Annotated in this window: 15 protein-coding genes; 7 read left to right on the plus strand and 8 right to left on the minus strand. The window is 63.8% G+C overall.

Annotation, left to right across the window (positions count from 1 at the left end):
- The 4 genes from AOQ71_RS48420 to AOQ71_RS24850 all read right to left on the minus strand — a co-directional run.
- Positions 1-749 (minus strand): FAD-binding protein (locus AOQ71_RS48420; RefSeq protein WP_245317103.1); only part of this gene is annotated, 749 nt, incomplete at its 3' end.
- Positions 750-752: 3 nt separating this feature from the next.
- Complete coding sequence (gene sdhD, locus AOQ71_RS24840) at positions 753-1,157, minus strand: succinate dehydrogenase, hydrophobic membrane anchor protein (protein WP_057752399.1); 405 nt, start codon at positions 1,155-1,157, stop codon at positions 753-755.
- A complete protein-coding gene (gene sdhC / locus AOQ71_RS24845; RefSeq protein ID WP_057752402.1) occupies positions 1,154-1,555 on the minus strand; it encodes a succinate dehydrogenase, cytochrome b556 subunit in 402 nt (133 codons plus the stop codon). The genes sdhD and sdhC overlap by 4 nt, the downstream gene beginning before the upstream one ends.
- A gap of 506 nt (positions 1,556-2,061) precedes the next feature.
- The gene (locus AOQ71_RS24850) at positions 2,062-3,591 is read right to left on the minus strand and encodes a malonate--CoA ligase (RefSeq protein WP_057752405.1); all 1,530 of its coding nucleotides are present in this window, start codon (positions 3,589-3,591) and stop codon (positions 2,062-2,064) included.
- A 95-nt stretch (positions 3,592-3,686) separates the two neighbouring features.
- Between AOQ71_RS24850 and AOQ71_RS24855 the strand changes: the two genes are divergently transcribed.
- The 4 genes from AOQ71_RS24855 to AOQ71_RS24870 all read left to right on the plus strand — a co-directional run bounded on the left by AOQ71_RS24855 (position 3,687) and on the right by AOQ71_RS24870 (position 6,950).
- Positions 3,687-4,448, plus strand: a complete 762-nt coding sequence (locus AOQ71_RS24855) for an SDR family oxidoreductase (RefSeq protein WP_057752408.1) — start codon at positions 3,687-3,689, stop codon at positions 4,446-4,448.
- 343 nt (positions 4,449-4,791) lie between these two features.
- The gene (locus AOQ71_RS24860; protein WP_057752410.1) at positions 4,792-5,346 is read left to right on the plus strand and encodes a fasciclin domain-containing protein; all 555 of its coding nucleotides are present in this window, start codon (positions 4,792-4,794) and stop codon (positions 5,344-5,346) included.
- Between the two features lie 181 nt (positions 5,347-5,527).
- On the plus strand, positions 5,528-6,157 hold the full coding sequence (locus AOQ71_RS24865) for a cytochrome b/b6 domain-containing protein (RefSeq protein WP_057752413.1): 630 nt from the start codon (positions 5,528-5,530) through the stop codon (positions 6,155-6,157).
- Positions 6,158-6,167: 10 nt separating this feature from the next.
- On the plus strand, positions 6,168-6,950 hold the full coding sequence (locus AOQ71_RS24870; protein ID WP_057752415.1) for a molybdopterin-binding protein: 783 nt from the start codon (positions 6,168-6,170) through the stop codon (positions 6,948-6,950).
- 102 nt (positions 6,951-7,052) lie between these two features.
- Here AOQ71_RS24870 and AOQ71_RS24875 read toward each other — a convergent pair whose 3' ends face one another.
- On the minus strand, positions 7,053-8,252 hold the full coding sequence (locus AOQ71_RS24875; RefSeq protein ID WP_057752418.1) for a YbfB/YjiJ family MFS transporter: 1,200 nt from the start codon (positions 8,250-8,252) through the stop codon (positions 7,053-7,055).
- Between the two features lie 224 nt (positions 8,253-8,476).
- On the opposite strand from AOQ71_RS24875, the gene leuB reads away from it, so the two are divergent.
- Positions 8,477-9,589: a 3-isopropylmalate dehydrogenase gene (leuB, locus tag AOQ71_RS24880; protein ID WP_057752421.1), complete on the plus strand. Its 1,113-nt coding sequence runs from the start codon at positions 8,477-8,479 to the stop codon at positions 9,587-9,589.
- Between the two features lie 167 nt (positions 9,590-9,756).
- On the plus strand, positions 9,757-10,398 hold the full coding sequence (locus AOQ71_RS24885; protein ID WP_057752424.1) for a DapH/DapD/GlmU-related protein: 642 nt from the start codon (positions 9,757-9,759) through the stop codon (positions 10,396-10,398).
- A gap of 207 nt (positions 10,399-10,605) precedes the next feature.
- Here AOQ71_RS24885 and AOQ71_RS24890 read toward each other — a convergent pair whose 3' ends face one another.
- Positions 10,606-10,986 carry a hypothetical protein gene (locus tag AOQ71_RS24890; RefSeq protein WP_057752426.1) on the minus strand — a complete coding sequence of 127 codons (381 nt, stop codon included), beginning with the start codon at positions 10,984-10,986 and terminating at the stop codon, positions 10,606-10,608.
- Between the two features lie 156 nt (positions 10,987-11,142).
- A complete protein-coding gene (locus AOQ71_RS24895) occupies positions 11,143-11,943 on the minus strand; it encodes a hypothetical protein (protein WP_057752429.1) in 801 nt (266 codons plus the stop codon).
- Positions 11,944-12,059: 116 nt separating this feature from the next.
- Between AOQ71_RS24895 and AOQ71_RS24900 the strand changes: the two genes are divergently transcribed.
- Positions 12,060-13,094: an aspartate-semialdehyde dehydrogenase gene (locus AOQ71_RS24900; protein WP_057752433.1), complete on the plus strand. Its 1,035-nt coding sequence runs from the start codon at positions 12,060-12,062 to the stop codon at positions 13,092-13,094.
- A gap of 158 nt (positions 13,095-13,252) precedes the next feature.
- Here the strand turns inward: AOQ71_RS24900 and AOQ71_RS24905 are convergent, their stop codons facing one another.
- The gene (locus tag AOQ71_RS24905) at positions 13,253-13,897 is read right to left on the minus strand and encodes a carbonic anhydrase (protein ID WP_057752435.1); all 645 of its coding nucleotides are present in this window, start codon (positions 13,895-13,897) and stop codon (positions 13,253-13,255) included.
- Positions 13,898-13,961 lie beyond the last annotated feature (64 nt).

The following is a 13,961-nucleotide window of genomic DNA, read 5'->3' on the forward strand; positions in this document are numbered from 1 at the left end:
AGGCCGGCGCGCAGCACCATGCCGCCGCCGTCGCCGGTGCAGGTGTGCGCCGAGGTGCAGGAGGCATAGGCGCGGCCATAGCCGCCGGTGGCGAGGATCACGGTCTGGGCGCGGAAGCGGTGCAGCGTGCCGTCGTCGAGCTTGAGCGCGATCACGCCGCGGCAGGTGCCCTGGTCGTCCATGATCAAATCGATGGCGAAGAACTCGATGAAGAACTCGGCCGCATGGCGCAGCGACTGGCCATACATCGTGTGCAGCATGGCGTGGCCGGTGCGGTCGGCGGCGGCGCAAGTGCGCTGCGCCTGGCCCTTGCCGTAGTCCATGGTCATGCCGCCGAACGGACGCTGGTAGATCTTGCCGTCCTCGGTGCGCGAGAACGGCACGCCCCAATGCTCGAGCTCGTAGACCGCCTCGGGCGCGTTGCGCACCATGTATTCGATCGCGTCCTGATCCCCGAGCCAGTCCGACCCCTTCACGGTGTCGTACATGTGCCAGCGCCAGTCGTCCTTGTGCATGTTGCCGAGCGAAGCGGAGATGCCGCCCTGGGCCGCGACCGTGTGCGAGCGGGTCGGAAACACCTTGGTGATGCAGGCCGTCTTCAGGCCGGCCTCGCTGCAACCGACCACGGCGCGCAAGCCCGCGCCGCCGGCGCCAACCACGACGACGTCATAGGTGTGGTCCTCGATCGGATAGGCTTTGCCGTTGGTGGCGGGAGCGCCGTTGGCCTTGCCATTCGTCTCGTTGGCCATGGCTTACACTCCGGATGACAGTTTGATGATCGCGTAGGTCGAGGCGAGCGCGACGGCGATCGAGAAGAAATTATTGAGCATGATCGAGATGAGCTTCAGCTTCTCGTTGTGGACGTAGTCCTCGATCACGACCTGCATGCCGATCTTCATGTGCCAGGCGCTGGCGATGATGAAGAGCAGCATGATCACCGCGATCGGCAGCGAGCCGAGGATCACCTTGGCGCCGGCCTGGTTGCTGCCGAGCGTCATCATGACGACGATGATCACCGGCAGCATCAGCAGGGTCATCGCAACGCCGGTGAGGCGCTGGCGCCAGAAGTCAGAGGTTCCCGAATGCGCGGCGCCGAGATTGCGGACGCGGCCAAGCGGGGTGCGCATGCTGCGCTTCGGCGTATCGCTGGCGCTCATCGTATACCTCCGATCGCGTAGGCGATGATCCAGATCAGAACCGTCAGCACGATGCCGCCGATCAGGGCCGCCCAGGTCAGCGCCTCGCGCTCATTGGCCTTGAAGCCGAAGCCGAGGTCCCACACGAAGTGCCTGACACCGCTCAGCATGTGGTGCATCAGCGCCCAGGTGTAGCCGAACACGACGAGCCGGCCGATGATGCTGCCGGTGAAAGCCTGCACATTGGAATAGGCGGCGGCGGAGCCGGACGCCGCTGCGATCAGCCACCAGGCCAGCAGCAGGGTTCCGACGTAGAGGGCGATACCAGTGGCGCGATGGACGATGGACAGCGCCATCGTCAGCGTCCAGCGGTAGACTTGCATGTGTGGTGAAAGCGGTCGTTCGATCCGTGCGGTCATGGGCTTTTGATGTTTATGGCGGCCCAGCCGGGCGCGCGCGGGGATCGCGAAAGGTCGGCTCTATTTACGGAGTCGATTTCGCCTGCGCAATCACCAAATCGCCATAAATCGAACCTGGGTTCAGCTCTACGGCGTTGATGCATCAAGCCAATCAGGGCCTTGGTATACCAGAGCAATGGTGCACCGGCGAAGAAACGAACAATAGTTCATCCTTTGTGGCGGCCGTTGAGGCGCATTGAAATTACTATTGGAACGGCTCCAAGCTGCCGACCGGCTGTCGAGGTTCGAACCAGTCAGTTCATGGCGCGTCGACCGCTTCGCAAGCGTGCGTGCCATTGCCTATTTCCGCGAGACGCATCGATTTTCCGCAAGGCGGCGGATATGCGCCGTCTGCAATCCACCCCAGACGGCCGCCGCGGCATGTCTCGTACCGGTGTTTTTACGAATGCTCAGGCATCGGCGGCGTGCCTCTCGACATCCGCATGCCGCGCGACGAGACGCCACCCTCACTTCTTCGCGTAAATATCCTTGTACGTATCGCGCAGCACGTTCTTCTGCACCTTGCCCATCGTATTGCGCGGCAATTCATCGACGACGAACACCCGCTTCGGCATCTTGAACTTGGCGAGCCGTCCGTCGAGCGCCTTCAACACGGCAGCCTCGGTGACCTCGGCGCCCTTGTTGCAGACCAGCACCGCCGTCACCCCTTCGCCGAAATCTGCATGGGGCACGCCGATCACCGCGGATTCGATCACGCCGGGCATGGCGTCGATCTCGCTCTCGATTTCCTTGGGATAGACGTTGAAGCCGCCTGATATGACGAGATCCTTGCCGCGGCCGAGGATGTGGACGTAGCCCTTGTTGTCGATCTTGCCGAGGTCGCCGGTGATGAAGAAGCCGTCGGGCCGGAATTCCGACTTGGTCTTCTCAGGCATGCGCCAATAGCCCTTGAACACGTTCGGGCCCTTGACCTCGATCATGCCGATCTCGTCGCGCGGCAATTCCTTGCCGGTCTCGGGCTCGGTGACGCGGACGGAGACGCCGGGCAGGGGGAAGCCGACGGCGCCGGGCACACGCTCGCCGTCATAGGGGTTCGACGTGTTCATGTTGGTTTCGGTCATGCCGTAGCGCTCGAGCACGGCGTGACCGGTGCGTGCGGACCATTCGCGATGGGTCTCGGCCAGCAGTGGCGCCGAGCCCGAGATGAACAGCCGCATGTGCTTCGTTGTCTCCTTCGACAGCGCAGGATTCTGCAGCAAGCGCGTGTAGAAGGTCGGCACGCCCATCAGCACGGTGGCGCGCGCCATCAGCTTGATGATCAGATCCGGATCGAGCTTGGGCAGGAAGATCATCGAGGCCCGCGCGAACAGCGTGACGTTGGTCGCCACGAACAGGCCGTGGGTGTGATAGATCGGCAGCGCGTGGATCAGCACGTCCTTGTCGGTGAAGCGCCAATAGTCGACGAGCGACAGCGAGTTCGAGGCCAGATTGTCGTGGCTGAGCATCGCGCCCTTGGAGCGGCCGGTCGTGCCCGAGGTGTAGAGGATCGCAGCGAGGTCGTCGTTGGCCCGTGCGACCGTCGCGAATTCGCCGCTGGCCTTGTCAGCGGCGTCGGTCAGGGAGCCCTTGCCGTCAGCTCCGAGCGTCTCGATCCTGGCCTTCACCTTGGCGGCGATCGGGGCGAGGCCTTCCGCCTTGGAGGGATCGCAGACCACCAGCGCCGGCTCGGCATCGCCGATGAAGTAATCGAGCTCGTTCAGTGTATAGGCGGTGTTCAGCGGCAGATAGACCGCGCCGGCCCGCACGGTCGCCAGATACAGCACGATGTTGGCGACCGATTTTTCGACTTGCACCGCGACGCGATCGCCGGGCTTGACGCCGCGCGCGACCAGCACATTCGCCATTTGGCCTGCCCGCGCGACCAGATCGCCATAGCTGATCCGGGCACCGTCCTGTGTCTCGATCGCGAGGCGTTTGGGATCGTCGAGGCCGTCGAACAGGCGGGAAAACAGGTTGGCGTTGGCTGCGTGGTTCATGCAAGATTTCCTCGACCGCAGGACTGACAAGGCCGGTCAAAACCGAGGGCTGGATTAGCAAAAACCGCCCCAATGAAGCAACGGAGACAGTTTGCATGACAAAAAATGGGAAACGCGTGGCCTGGGTCACCGGCGGCGGCAGCGGGATCGGGGAGGCCGGCGCCGAGGCGTTAGCCGCCGACGGCTGGACGGTGGTGGTTTCGGGACGCCGCAAGGACGCTTTGGAGACCGTGGTCGCGAAGATCACTAAGGCGGGCGGCTTGGCCGAAGCCATGGCGCTGGACGTGGCCAATGCGGACCAGGCGCAGACGGCGGCCGACGGAATCGTCGCGAAGCATGGCCGCATCGATCTGCTCGTGAACAATGCCGGCATCAATGTCCCCAAGCGCAGCTGGAAGGATATGGAACTGGAGGGCTGGGACAGGCTGGTCCAGGTCAATCTCAACGGCGTGCTCTATTGCATGCGCGCAGTGCTGCCGACGATGCGCAAGCAGCAGGACGGCTCGATCATCAACGTCTCGTCCTGGGCCGGCCGCCACGTCTCCAAGATGCCGGGCCCGGCCTACACCACCACCAAGCATGCGGTGCTGGCGCTGACCCATTCCTTCAACATGGACGAATGCGTCAATGGTCTGCGCGCCTGCTGCCTGATGCCGGGCGAAGTGGCGACCCCAATCCTGAAGCTGCGCCCGGTGGTGCCGAGCGAGGAGGAGCAGGCCAAGATGCTGCAGCCCGAAGATCTCGGCCGCACCATCGCGTTCATCGCCTCGATGCCGCCGCGCGTCTGCATCAACGAGCTCCTGATCAGCCCGACCCATAATCGCGGCTTTATTCAGACACCGAACAATAGAGACTGAGGCGGGCACCCTGCCGTAGGGTGGGCAAAGCGACTTGTCCGCCGTAGCTCGCAGAGCGAAGGCGGAAGCGTGCCCACGCATTTTCCGTGATCGAGAGAGATGGTGGGCACGGCGCTTCAAGCCTTTGCCCACCCTACGGCACCGTGCGATTGCGCACCCACCCCACACGGACACGCCGCTCCATAGTTTCACGCATCACAATAAATTATTCCCCGAAACCGCCGCGCGAACCCTCCCGTAGTTCGGCCAACGACGCGCTGCTGCTTTACGTCAACTGTCGCAGACGCCGTTGTTGCCCCAACGCAAACGCCGGCGATCGCCGGTCACAATCGGGAGTCTCTCCATGTCGAAACGCATTGCCTATCTCACCGCTGCTGCCTTCAGCGCGCTGGCCATCACCGCAACAATCATCGCGCCCGCCCGCGCCGAGGAAAAGACCGTCATGGTCGGCGGCGCCGCGATGTTCCCCTCCAAGAATATCGTCCAGAACGCGGTCAATTCGAAAGATCACACCACGCTGGTGGCGGCGGTGAAGGCGGCAGGTCTCGTCCCGACGCTGGAAGGCAAGGGCCCGTTCACGGTGTTCGCGCCGACCAATGCCGCCTTCGGCAAGCTGCCGGCCGGCACCGTCGATAACCTGGTCAAGCCCGAGAACAAGGCGACCCTGACCAAGATCCTCACCTACCATGTCGTGCCCGGCAAGCTCGAGGCTTCCGACCTCAGCGATGGCAAGAAGCTGAAGACGGCCGAGGGCGAGGAACTCACCGTCAAGAAGCAGGACGGCAAGGTCTGGATCATCGATGCCAAGGGCGGCACCTCGATGGTGACGATCTCCAACGTCAACCAGTCCAACGGCGTGATCCATGTGGTCGACACCGTGCTGATGCCGGCAACGTAACACCGCACCCTCCTGTTTCATCCCCGACAGGATGCGGACGAATTAGCGAGCCGGGGACACCCGGCTCGCATTATTTTGACCACCATAGCCTGACGGTATCGATTCGATTTGCCGCGTGGCGTAACGAAAGCGGCCGGACCGGCGTATAATCACCGACACCGACGTTCAGGACGGAACCACCATGTCGAGCCTTACCGCGACCGACGAGCAAATCAGCGCCACCAAGGCCAAGGTGATCCAGCCGGCCTGGGTCCGCGTCATGCACTGGACCAACGCCGTCGCCATGATCCTGATGATCATGTCGGGCTGGCAGATCTACAACGCCTCGCCGCTGTTCGACTTCCGCTTCTCCCATGACATCACGCTGGGCGGCTGGCTCGGCGGCGCGCTGCTCTGGCATTTTGCGGCGATGTGGCTGCTGATGGTCAACGGCCTCGCCTATCTCATCACCGGTTTCGCCACCGGCCGCTTCCGGAAAAAGCTGCTGCCGATCACGCCCTCAGGCGTGATCCACGACGTCCAGGCGGCCTTGTCGTTCAAGCTCGCCCATGACGATCTCACCGTCTACAATTACGTGCAGCGGCTGCTCTATGCCGGCATCATCGTGGTCGGCGTGCTGATCGTGCTGTCGGGCCTGTCGATGTGGAAGCCGGTGCAATTGCACTGGCTGGTGACGTTGTTCGGCGACTATCCGACCGCGCGCTACGTCCATTTCTTCTGCATGGCCGCGATCTGCGCCTTCCTCGTCATTCACGTGCTGCTCGCGCTCTTGGTGCCGAAGAGCCTGCGCGCGATGATCATCGGCCGCTGAGGAGGAGACCATGGCCAAGCGCTCATTCCTGATCCCCGGCGTCGACAAGCGGCTGCTGATCAAGGACTCCCTCAAGGTGATGCCCGATCTCACCCGCCGCCGCTTCATCGCCGGCGGCGCCAGCCTCGGGGCGCTGACGCTGCTCACCGGCTGCGACGTGATCGATTCGTCCTCGGCCGAGGAGATGCTGAAGTCCGTCTCGAAGTTCAACGACGCGGTGCAGGATTTCATCTTCAATCCCGACGCGCTGGCGCCGACCTTTCCCGAGAGCGCGATTACGAAGCCGTTCCCGTTCAACGCCTATTACGATCTCGACGACGCGCCTGAGGTCTCGGCCGCGGATTGGAAACTTGAGGTGCGCGGCCTGGTCGATAACAAGAAATCCTGGACGCTGGACGAGCTCTATAAGCTGCCGCAGTTCACGCAAATCACGCGTCACATTTGCGTCGAAGGCTGGAGCGCGATCGGCAGCTGGACCGGCACGCCCTTGCGCGATTTCCTCAAGCTTGTCGGCGCCGACACCCGCGCGAAATACGTCTGGTTCCAGTGCGCCGACAAGGACGGATACAACTCGCCCCTGGACATGCGCACCGCGCTGCATCCGCAGACGCAGATGACATTCAAATATGCGGGCGAGATCCTGCCGCGCGCCTACGGTTTTCCGATGAAGATTCGCGTGCCGACAAAGCTCGGCTTCAAGAACCCGAAATACGTCGTCTCGATGGAAGTCACCAACGACTACAAGGGCGGCTATTGGGAAGACCAGGGCTATAATTCGTTCAGTGGGAGCTAGCGGCGAACTCCCCTGCCGTAGGGTGGGCAAAGGCGCGCAGCGCCGTGCCCACCCTCTCTCTCGATCGCGAAAAATGCGTGGGCACGCTTCGCTTTGCCCACCCTACGGCACCGGTTGCTTTGCCGGCCCCACCTTCCGTTGCAGCAGCGCAAGCACCGCGCCCAACGCCAGCAGCGCCGCCGATACGTTGAGCGCGTAGCTCAAGCTCCCCAGCGCGTCCGTGATCGCGCCGACCACGATCGGGCCGAGCGTCTGGCCGATGCCGAACGAGATCGTCATCGCCGCGATTGCGGTCGGCCACATCGGCGGCGGATAGTTGAAGCGCACGAAGGCAGTGGTCGAGCCGACGACCGCGAAGAAGGCGACGCCGAACACCAGCGCCGAGATTGCGAGCCATGCGGGCGAGTGCCCGAGGATCGGCAAGGCCGCGCCAACAGCGTTGGTGCCGAGGATGATCGCGGTGGCGAGACCGCCGCGGTCGAGCGCGAGCACACCCCGCCAGGCCCAGGGCGTGACGAACGCACTCATGCCGATCAGGCCCCAGAATGCCGCCTGCGCCGCGGCCCCGCCGCCGCCGTCGCGCACATAGGCGATCATGAAGGTCATGTAGGCGATGTAACCGGCGCCGAACAGGAAATAGGCGGCGAGATAGATCAGCACCGGGAGAACTGCGAAGGCGCCGTTTCTGCCTTCGGAAAAGCGCGCGCCGCTCTCGATCCGCACCAGAAACAGTGGCACGGTCATCGCGGCCGAGAGCAGCGTCATTGCCCACCACACGATCCACCATGAGCCCGGACCGAAATGCTGCAGCGTGAACGGTGCGATCAGCCCGGAGGCGAGAATGCCGATTCCGGGCCCGGCGTAAAACAGGCTCAGCAGGAAATTGGCCCGTTCAGGGCGCGACTGCGCGATTGAAGCCGCCAGCGCGCCGCCGGCGACGAAGCCGGCCGCGGCCCCGAGGCCGAGCACCAGGCGGGCGAGGCTCAGCGCGATGAAATTCCCCGTCAGTGCACAGGTGGCCAGCGCGGCGAGGCAGGCGAGGGTTCCGCCGCGGATCGCCGCCGACCAGCCAATGCGCTGGATGAGCCGGGACGCGGCCAGCGCCCCCACGAGGTAGCCGACGGCGTTGATGGTGTTCATGAAACCCGCCGCCGAGTAGGACCAGCCGAGGTCCTCCCGCATGTCGGGCAGCACCAGCGCATAGGCAAAGCGGCCGATGCCGAGCCCGACGGTTGCGGCCAGCGACAGGGTCAGGATCAGCCGCGCGGGATGCGCGACAGGTGGGCGGCGAGGTGCGGGCAAGGGGGTACTCCGGCGGGGCGCAGTGTGGCAGGCCCGGTCCGCCTTGCACAGCCGCACCCCGGCAATGGTGTCTTGCCAAGCGCGCAACGCCGCTCTAGCACTCCGGCCGAATTTCATCCTGCTCGTCTTGCCCGGGCTTGACCCGGGCATCCATCTTTCAAAAAAGCTGGATTNATTGCCGGGTCAAGCCCGGCAATGACGAGGAAAACCGAGGAAGAACTGATATGGCGACCCACAAATTGCTGCTGCTCCCCGGCGACGGTATCGGCCCCGAGGTGATGGGCGAGGTGAAGCGGCTGATCGACTGGCTCAATTCATCAGGGATCGCCAAATTCGAGACCGATACGGGCCTGGTCGGCGGCTCCGCCTATGACGCCCACAAGGTGTCGGTCTCCGAAGGCGACATGGCCAAGGCCAAGGACGCCGATGCCGTGATCTTCGGCGCGGTCGGCGGTCCGAAATGGGATTCGGTGCCTTATGAGGTCCGCCCGGAAGCCGGCCTCTTGCGCCTGCGCAAGGATCTCGCGCTGTTCGCCAACCTCCGCCCGGCGGTGTGCTATCCGGCGCTGGCCGATGCCTCCAGCCTGAAGCGCGAGGCGGTCGAGGGCCTCGACATCGTCATCGTGCGCGAGCTCACCGGCGGCGTCTATTTCGGCGAGCCCAAGACCATCACCGATCTCGGCAACGGCCAGAAGCGCGCCATCGACACCCAGGTCTACGACACCTATGAGATCGAGCGCATCGGCCGCGTCGCCTTCGAGCTTGCCAGGAAGCGCAAGAACAAGGTGACCTCGATGGAGAAGCGCAACGTCATGAAGTCGGGCGTGCTCTGGAACGAGGTCATGACCCAGCTCCACAAGCGCGAATATCCTGACGTCACGCTCGAGCACCAGCTCGCCGATTCCGGCGGCATGATGCTGGTGAAATGGCCGAAGCAGTTCGACGTCATCGTCACCGACAACCTGTTCGGCGACATGCTGTCCGACATCGCCGCGATGCTCACCGGCTCGCTCGGCATGCTGCCCTCGGCCTCGCTCGGCGAGGTCGACGCCAAGACCGGGAAGCGCAAGGCGCTGTACGAGCCGGTGCACGGCTCGGCCCCTGATATCGCCGGCAAAGGTCTCGCCAATCCGATCGCGATGATCTCGTCCTTCGGCATGGCGCTGCGTTATTCCTTCGACATGGGCGATCTCGCCGACAAGGTCGACCAGGCGATCGCCGCAGTGCTCGCCAGCGGTCTTCGCACCGCCGACATCAAGTCGGAAGGCACCACCGCCGCCTCGACCACGCAAATGGGCGAAGCGATTTTGAAGGAATTGCAGAAGCTGCACGCGTAAGAACGCTGTCGTAGGGTGGTTAGCCCTGCGGACTGCGCGAAGCGCAATTCGCTGGGCGTAACCCACCTCTTCTGTCTCCGCGGAAACCAAAGTGGTGGGTTACGCCGCGCGACTACGCTTCGCGCAGCCACGCAGCTAACCCACCCTACGAAGTCAGGAGCCCGTTCATGGACGCACCCCGCCCCAAGATCGCGGAAACCTTCGTCCATGACACGGTGCGCCAGCGCGAGGCGCAGATCGGGCGGCGTTGCGAGATCCTTAGCCATACCCGCATCGAATACGCCGCGCTCGGCGATTACTCCTATCTCGGCGAAAACTGCGACGTCGCCGACGCCGTGATCGGCAAGTTCACCGCCATCGCCAATTCGGTGCGGATCGGCGCGCCCAATCATCCGATGGGGCGGCCGTCGCAGCATCGCTTCACCTATGTCCCCGAATATTACGAGGCGGGCGCAACGCGCGATCGCGACTTCTTCGCCGATCGCCGCGACGACCGCGTCATCGTCGGCAATGATGTCTGGATCGGCCACGCCGCGATCCTGCTGCCGGGCGTCAGCGTCGGCGACGGCGCGGTGATCGGCGCGGGCGCCGTCGTCAGCCGCGATGTCGCGCCCTATACCATCGTCGGCGGCGTGCCTGCGCGCGCCATCCGCAAGCGCTTCGATGATGCTGTCGCGGCAAGCCTGCGCCGCATCGCCTGGTGGGATTGGCCGGACGAGCTGATCTTCGAACGCCTCGCCGATTTCCGCTCCGAGGCAATCGAGGAGTTTTGCCGGCGCCATGATCCGGCTTTTGCGGCTGGCCGCTGAATGGTAGGGTGGGTTAGCCTTGCGATTGCGCGAAGCGCAATTCGCATGGCGTAACCACCTCTTCTGTCGCTGCGGAAACCAAAGTGGTGGGTTACGCCACGCAGATGCGCTCCGCGCATCTGCAGGGCTAACTCACCCTACGAGATCTCGCAAAAACAAAAATGGCCGGGCGCGAGCCCGGCCTTTTGATTCGAACGATATGCCCGCTCAGTACAGCGGGAAATTCTGCGGGTAGCCGCCGACATCGGCCGGGGTCGCCAGCGGCTGGCGATCGATCGGGCGGTTGAGGTTTTCGCGGGCGAAGGACGGATAACCGACGGCCGGCGGGAAGGCGTAATCGCTGAACTTGCGGTCGCCTGGATTGACCTCGGTGCCGCCGTCGAGCCAGGAGCGCTTGCTCACGTAAATACGGGTACGGCCCTGCTGGTAGACCGCGTTGGGGCCGCTGGGACCGTAATAGATCCGGCCGCGATCGTCATAGCGCTGCTTGGTCCTGGTGTCGGCCGAAGCCGGCGCCGCAAAGGCCACAGCGACAACAGCGCCAGCCGCAAGCCAAGCCGCCAGTTTGGCAGAGAAATTCAAGCTCATCACGTCCCCTTCAGGCGGCAAGCCGCCAGTCGATTTCACCCCATACTAGCGCGGCCGAGGGCACTGCAACTAGGTCTATTCAGTCACACCAAGACGGAATAATCGGGCCCGCCGGCAAAAGTTGCATGAATACCAGCGACTTGAGCTTGATGCGGGTCAAAGCGCGCCGCGCAATTGCGCATTCGCCGCGCCCAGCAGCCAGTCGGCCGAGCCTGGAGACGAGCCCTGGGGATCACAGGCGCGGCGCTTCAGCTCGGCATGGGCGAACATCTCCGCCAGCTTCGGCTCGTTGCCCGAGGTCAGCAGCGTCAGCCGGTTCAGCGTGCAGGCGATCGCGGCGCGCCGGGCCGGCATGGTGTCGCCCTGGCAGGAGAAGCCGGAGATCTGCAGCGGTGGCTCCTCGTTGCGCTTGAGATAGCCGAGGCACGCCGGCGAGCCGTCCGCTGTGCCCGATGGCCGAAACAGGGCGACAGGGCCGAACTTGGTGTCGATCAGGCCGGCCTGCTCCAGCGCGGTGGCCGCCACGAGGCCCATTTGGATGGCGAGGCCGGCGGCTGCCGGACGCGTCACGTCGAATTCGTTGCCCTCCCGGTAAATCTCGAGCTCGGCCCAAGGTCTGTCGGCGTTGCCAGCCCAGCGCATGACGTCGCGGCGGCCGCCTTCGGGGTGCCTGAAAATCGTATAAGAGGCTGTTTTCTCTGATGTATCGAGCCGGCTGAGGGCGAAGGCCGGATGCGAACGGTCAGCGATAGCCCACCCCGGCTTCGCGGCGGGCTGGTCGTCACGCAAATCGGGCAGCTGGCCGAGCCCGGCAAGCGCCAGGATGGCAAACAGGGCCAGCGCCCCCACATAGGCGAACAGGCGCGCCAGCGTGCCGACCACCTCGTCGGCGAAATTGGCAAGCGCCAGATGGATCTGGGTGGGGTTTGCGGCCGTGCTGGCCTCAGGCGACTGCATCCACGGCCTTCAGGCAGGGTCCAACGTTGTCTTGAGGCCGGTTCTCGCATAGAAGCGCTGCTCTTCCTGTTTAAGCGTCAGCTTCAGGAACGGGCTTTTTCATCGGAGAGTGAACGATGGGTTACAAAGTCGCAGTCGTCGGCGCGACCGGCAATGTCGGACGGGAAATGCTCAACATCCTAGATGAGCGCAAATTTCCCGCGGACGAGGTCGTGGCCCTGGCGTCACGCCGCAGCGTCGGCGTCGAGGTCTCCTATGGCGACCGTACCCTGAAGGTCAAAGCGCTCGAGCATTACGATTTCTCCGATGTCGACATCTGCCTGATGTCTGCGGGCGGCTCGGTGTCGAAGGAATGGTCGCCGAAGATCGGCGCCGCCGGCGCCGTCGTGATCGACAATTCATCGGCCTGGCGCATGGACCCGGACGTGCCGCTGATCGTGCCCGAGGTGAACGCGGCCGCGACCGAAGGCTTCAGGAAGAAGAACATCATCGCCAACCCGAACTGCTCGACCGCGCAGCTCGTGGTCGCGCTGAAGCCGCTGCACGACAAGGCCACCATCAAGCGCGTCGTGGTCTCGACCTATCAATCGGTGTCGGGCGCCGGCAAGGATGCCATGGACGAATTGTTCTCGCAGACCAAGGCCGTCTACACCAATGACGAGCTGGTCGCGAAGAAGTTTCCCAAGCGCATCGCTTTCAACGTCATCCCCCACATCGATGTCTTCATGGAGGACGGCTACACCAAGGAAGAGTGGAAGATGATGGCGGAGACCAAGAAGATCCTTGATCCCAAGATCAAGCTCTCCGCGACCTGCGTGCGCGTGCCGGTCTTCGTCGGCCACTCCGAGGCCGTCAACATCGAGTTCGAGAATCCGATCAGCGCCGACGAAGCGCGCAACATCCTGCGCGTGGCGCCCGGCTGTCTCGTCATCGACAAGCAGGAGCCCGGCGGCTACGCCACGCCGTATGAAGCCGCCGGCGAGGACGCCACCTATATCAGCCGCATCCGCGAGGACGCGACGGTGGAGAACGGACTCGTGCTGTGGTGCGTATCGGACAATTTGCGCAAGGGCGCCGCGCTGAACGCGATCCAGATCGCCGAAGTCCTGATCAACCGCAAGCTGATCAGCGCAAAGAAGCAGGCGGCGTAAAGAAGATGTAGAATGTAGGGTGGGTTAGCCGGGCGGCTGCGCGAAGCGCAGGCGCTCGGCGTAACCCACCTCTTTCATTTCCGCGGTGAGAGAAGCGGTGGGTTACGCCAAGCGGTTTGCGCTTCGCGCAATCCGCAGGGCTAACCCACCCTACGAATTCACGTCACGCTCCGCGCGCTCCTGAATTGCTTGCTCGCCTGGTCCAGCACGAACAGCGTTCCCTCGGCGACGCCGAAATAGGCGCCATGGAGCTGCATCTGGCCGCTCTCGACGGCCTTGCGCACGAACGGGAACGTCATCAGGTTTTCGAGGCTGCGGAACACTGCGGCCTTTTCGATGCGCTCGACGAACTGCGCCATGGTCTCGTGGTCGCGCTGCTCCACCACTTCGCCCGGCTTGATGAACATCTGCATCCATTTGCCGATGAAGTCGCCCGGCGTGAGCGGCTCGATCTTGTCGACGAAGGCGCGGATGCCGCCGCATTGCGCGTGGCCGAGCACCACGATGTGCTTCACCTTCAGCACGGTCACGGCATATTCCAGCGCGGCCGAGACGCCATGCGCGTTCTCGTCGGGCTGGTAGGTCGGCACCAGATTGGCGATGTTGCGCACCACGAACAGTTCGCCGGGCCCGACATCGAAAATCACCTCGGGTGAGACGCGGCTGTCGCAGCAGCCGATCACCATCACCTCGGGCGACTGTCCCTTCACCGACAGCTCGCGATAACGGTTCTGCTCGGCCGGCAACCGGTTGGTGGAGAAGGCGTTGTAGCCGTCCAGCAAGGACTTCGGGAATGTGATCATGACCTATGCCTAATCATAGACCGCCAGGGCGAACAAGCCTTTCGAATGGGCAGGCCAGATGCTA

The sequence above is a fragment of the Bradyrhizobium manausense genome, from assembly GCF_001440035.1.
Taxonomy (GTDB): domain Bacteria; phylum Pseudomonadota; class Alphaproteobacteria; order Rhizobiales; family Xanthobacteraceae; genus Bradyrhizobium; species Bradyrhizobium manausense.

What these genes read in the sequence shown, in the direction of transcription:
- AOQ71_RS24890 (WP_057752426.1), bottom strand. Translation starts at nt 10,986, where the DNA reads ATGAGCTTGAATTTCTCTGCCAAACTGGCGGCTTGGCTTGCGGCTGGC.
- sdhC (WP_057752402.1), bottom strand. Translation starts at nt 1,555, where the DNA reads ATGACCGCACGGATCGAACGACCGCTTTCACCACACATGCAAGTCTAC.
- AOQ71_RS24850 (WP_057752405.1), bottom strand. Translation starts at nt 3,591, where the DNA reads ATGAACCACGCAGCCAACGCCAACCTGTTTTCCCGCCTGTTCGACGGC.
- AOQ71_RS24900 (WP_057752433.1), top strand. Translation starts at nt 12,060, where the DNA reads ATGGGTTACAAAGTCGCAGTCGTCGGCGCGACCGGCAATGTCGGACGG.
- AOQ71_RS24870 (WP_057752415.1), top strand. Translation starts at nt 6,168, where the DNA reads ATGGCCAAGCGCTCATTCCTGATCCCCGGCGTCGACAAGCGGCTGCTG.
- sdhD (WP_057752399.1), bottom strand. Translation starts at nt 1,157, where the DNA reads ATGAGCGCCAGCGATACGCCGAAGCGCAGCATGCGCACCCCGCTTGGC.
- AOQ71_RS24855 (WP_057752408.1), top strand. Translation starts at nt 3,687, where the DNA reads ATGACAAAAAATGGGAAACGCGTGGCCTGGGTCACCGGCGGCGGCAGC.
- AOQ71_RS24860 (WP_057752410.1), top strand. Translation starts at nt 4,792, where the DNA reads ATGTCGAAACGCATTGCCTATCTCACCGCTGCTGCCTTCAGCGCGCTG.
- AOQ71_RS24905 (WP_057752435.1), bottom strand. Translation starts at nt 13,897, where the DNA reads ATGATCACATTCCCGAAGTCCTTGCTGGACGGCTACAACGCCTTCTCC.
- AOQ71_RS24885 (WP_057752424.1), top strand. Translation starts at nt 9,757, where the DNA reads ATGGACGCACCCCGCCCCAAGATCGCGGAAACCTTCGTCCATGACACG.
- leuB (WP_057752421.1), top strand. Translation starts at nt 8,477, where the DNA reads ATGGCGACCCACAAATTGCTGCTGCTCCCCGGCGACGGTATCGGCCCC.
- AOQ71_RS24895 (WP_057752429.1), bottom strand. Translation starts at nt 11,943, where the DNA reads ATGCAGTCGCCTGAGGCCAGCACGGCCGCAAACCCCACCCAGATCCAT.
- AOQ71_RS24865 (WP_057752413.1), top strand. Translation starts at nt 5,528, where the DNA reads ATGTCGAGCCTTACCGCGACCGACGAGCAAATCAGCGCCACCAAGGCC.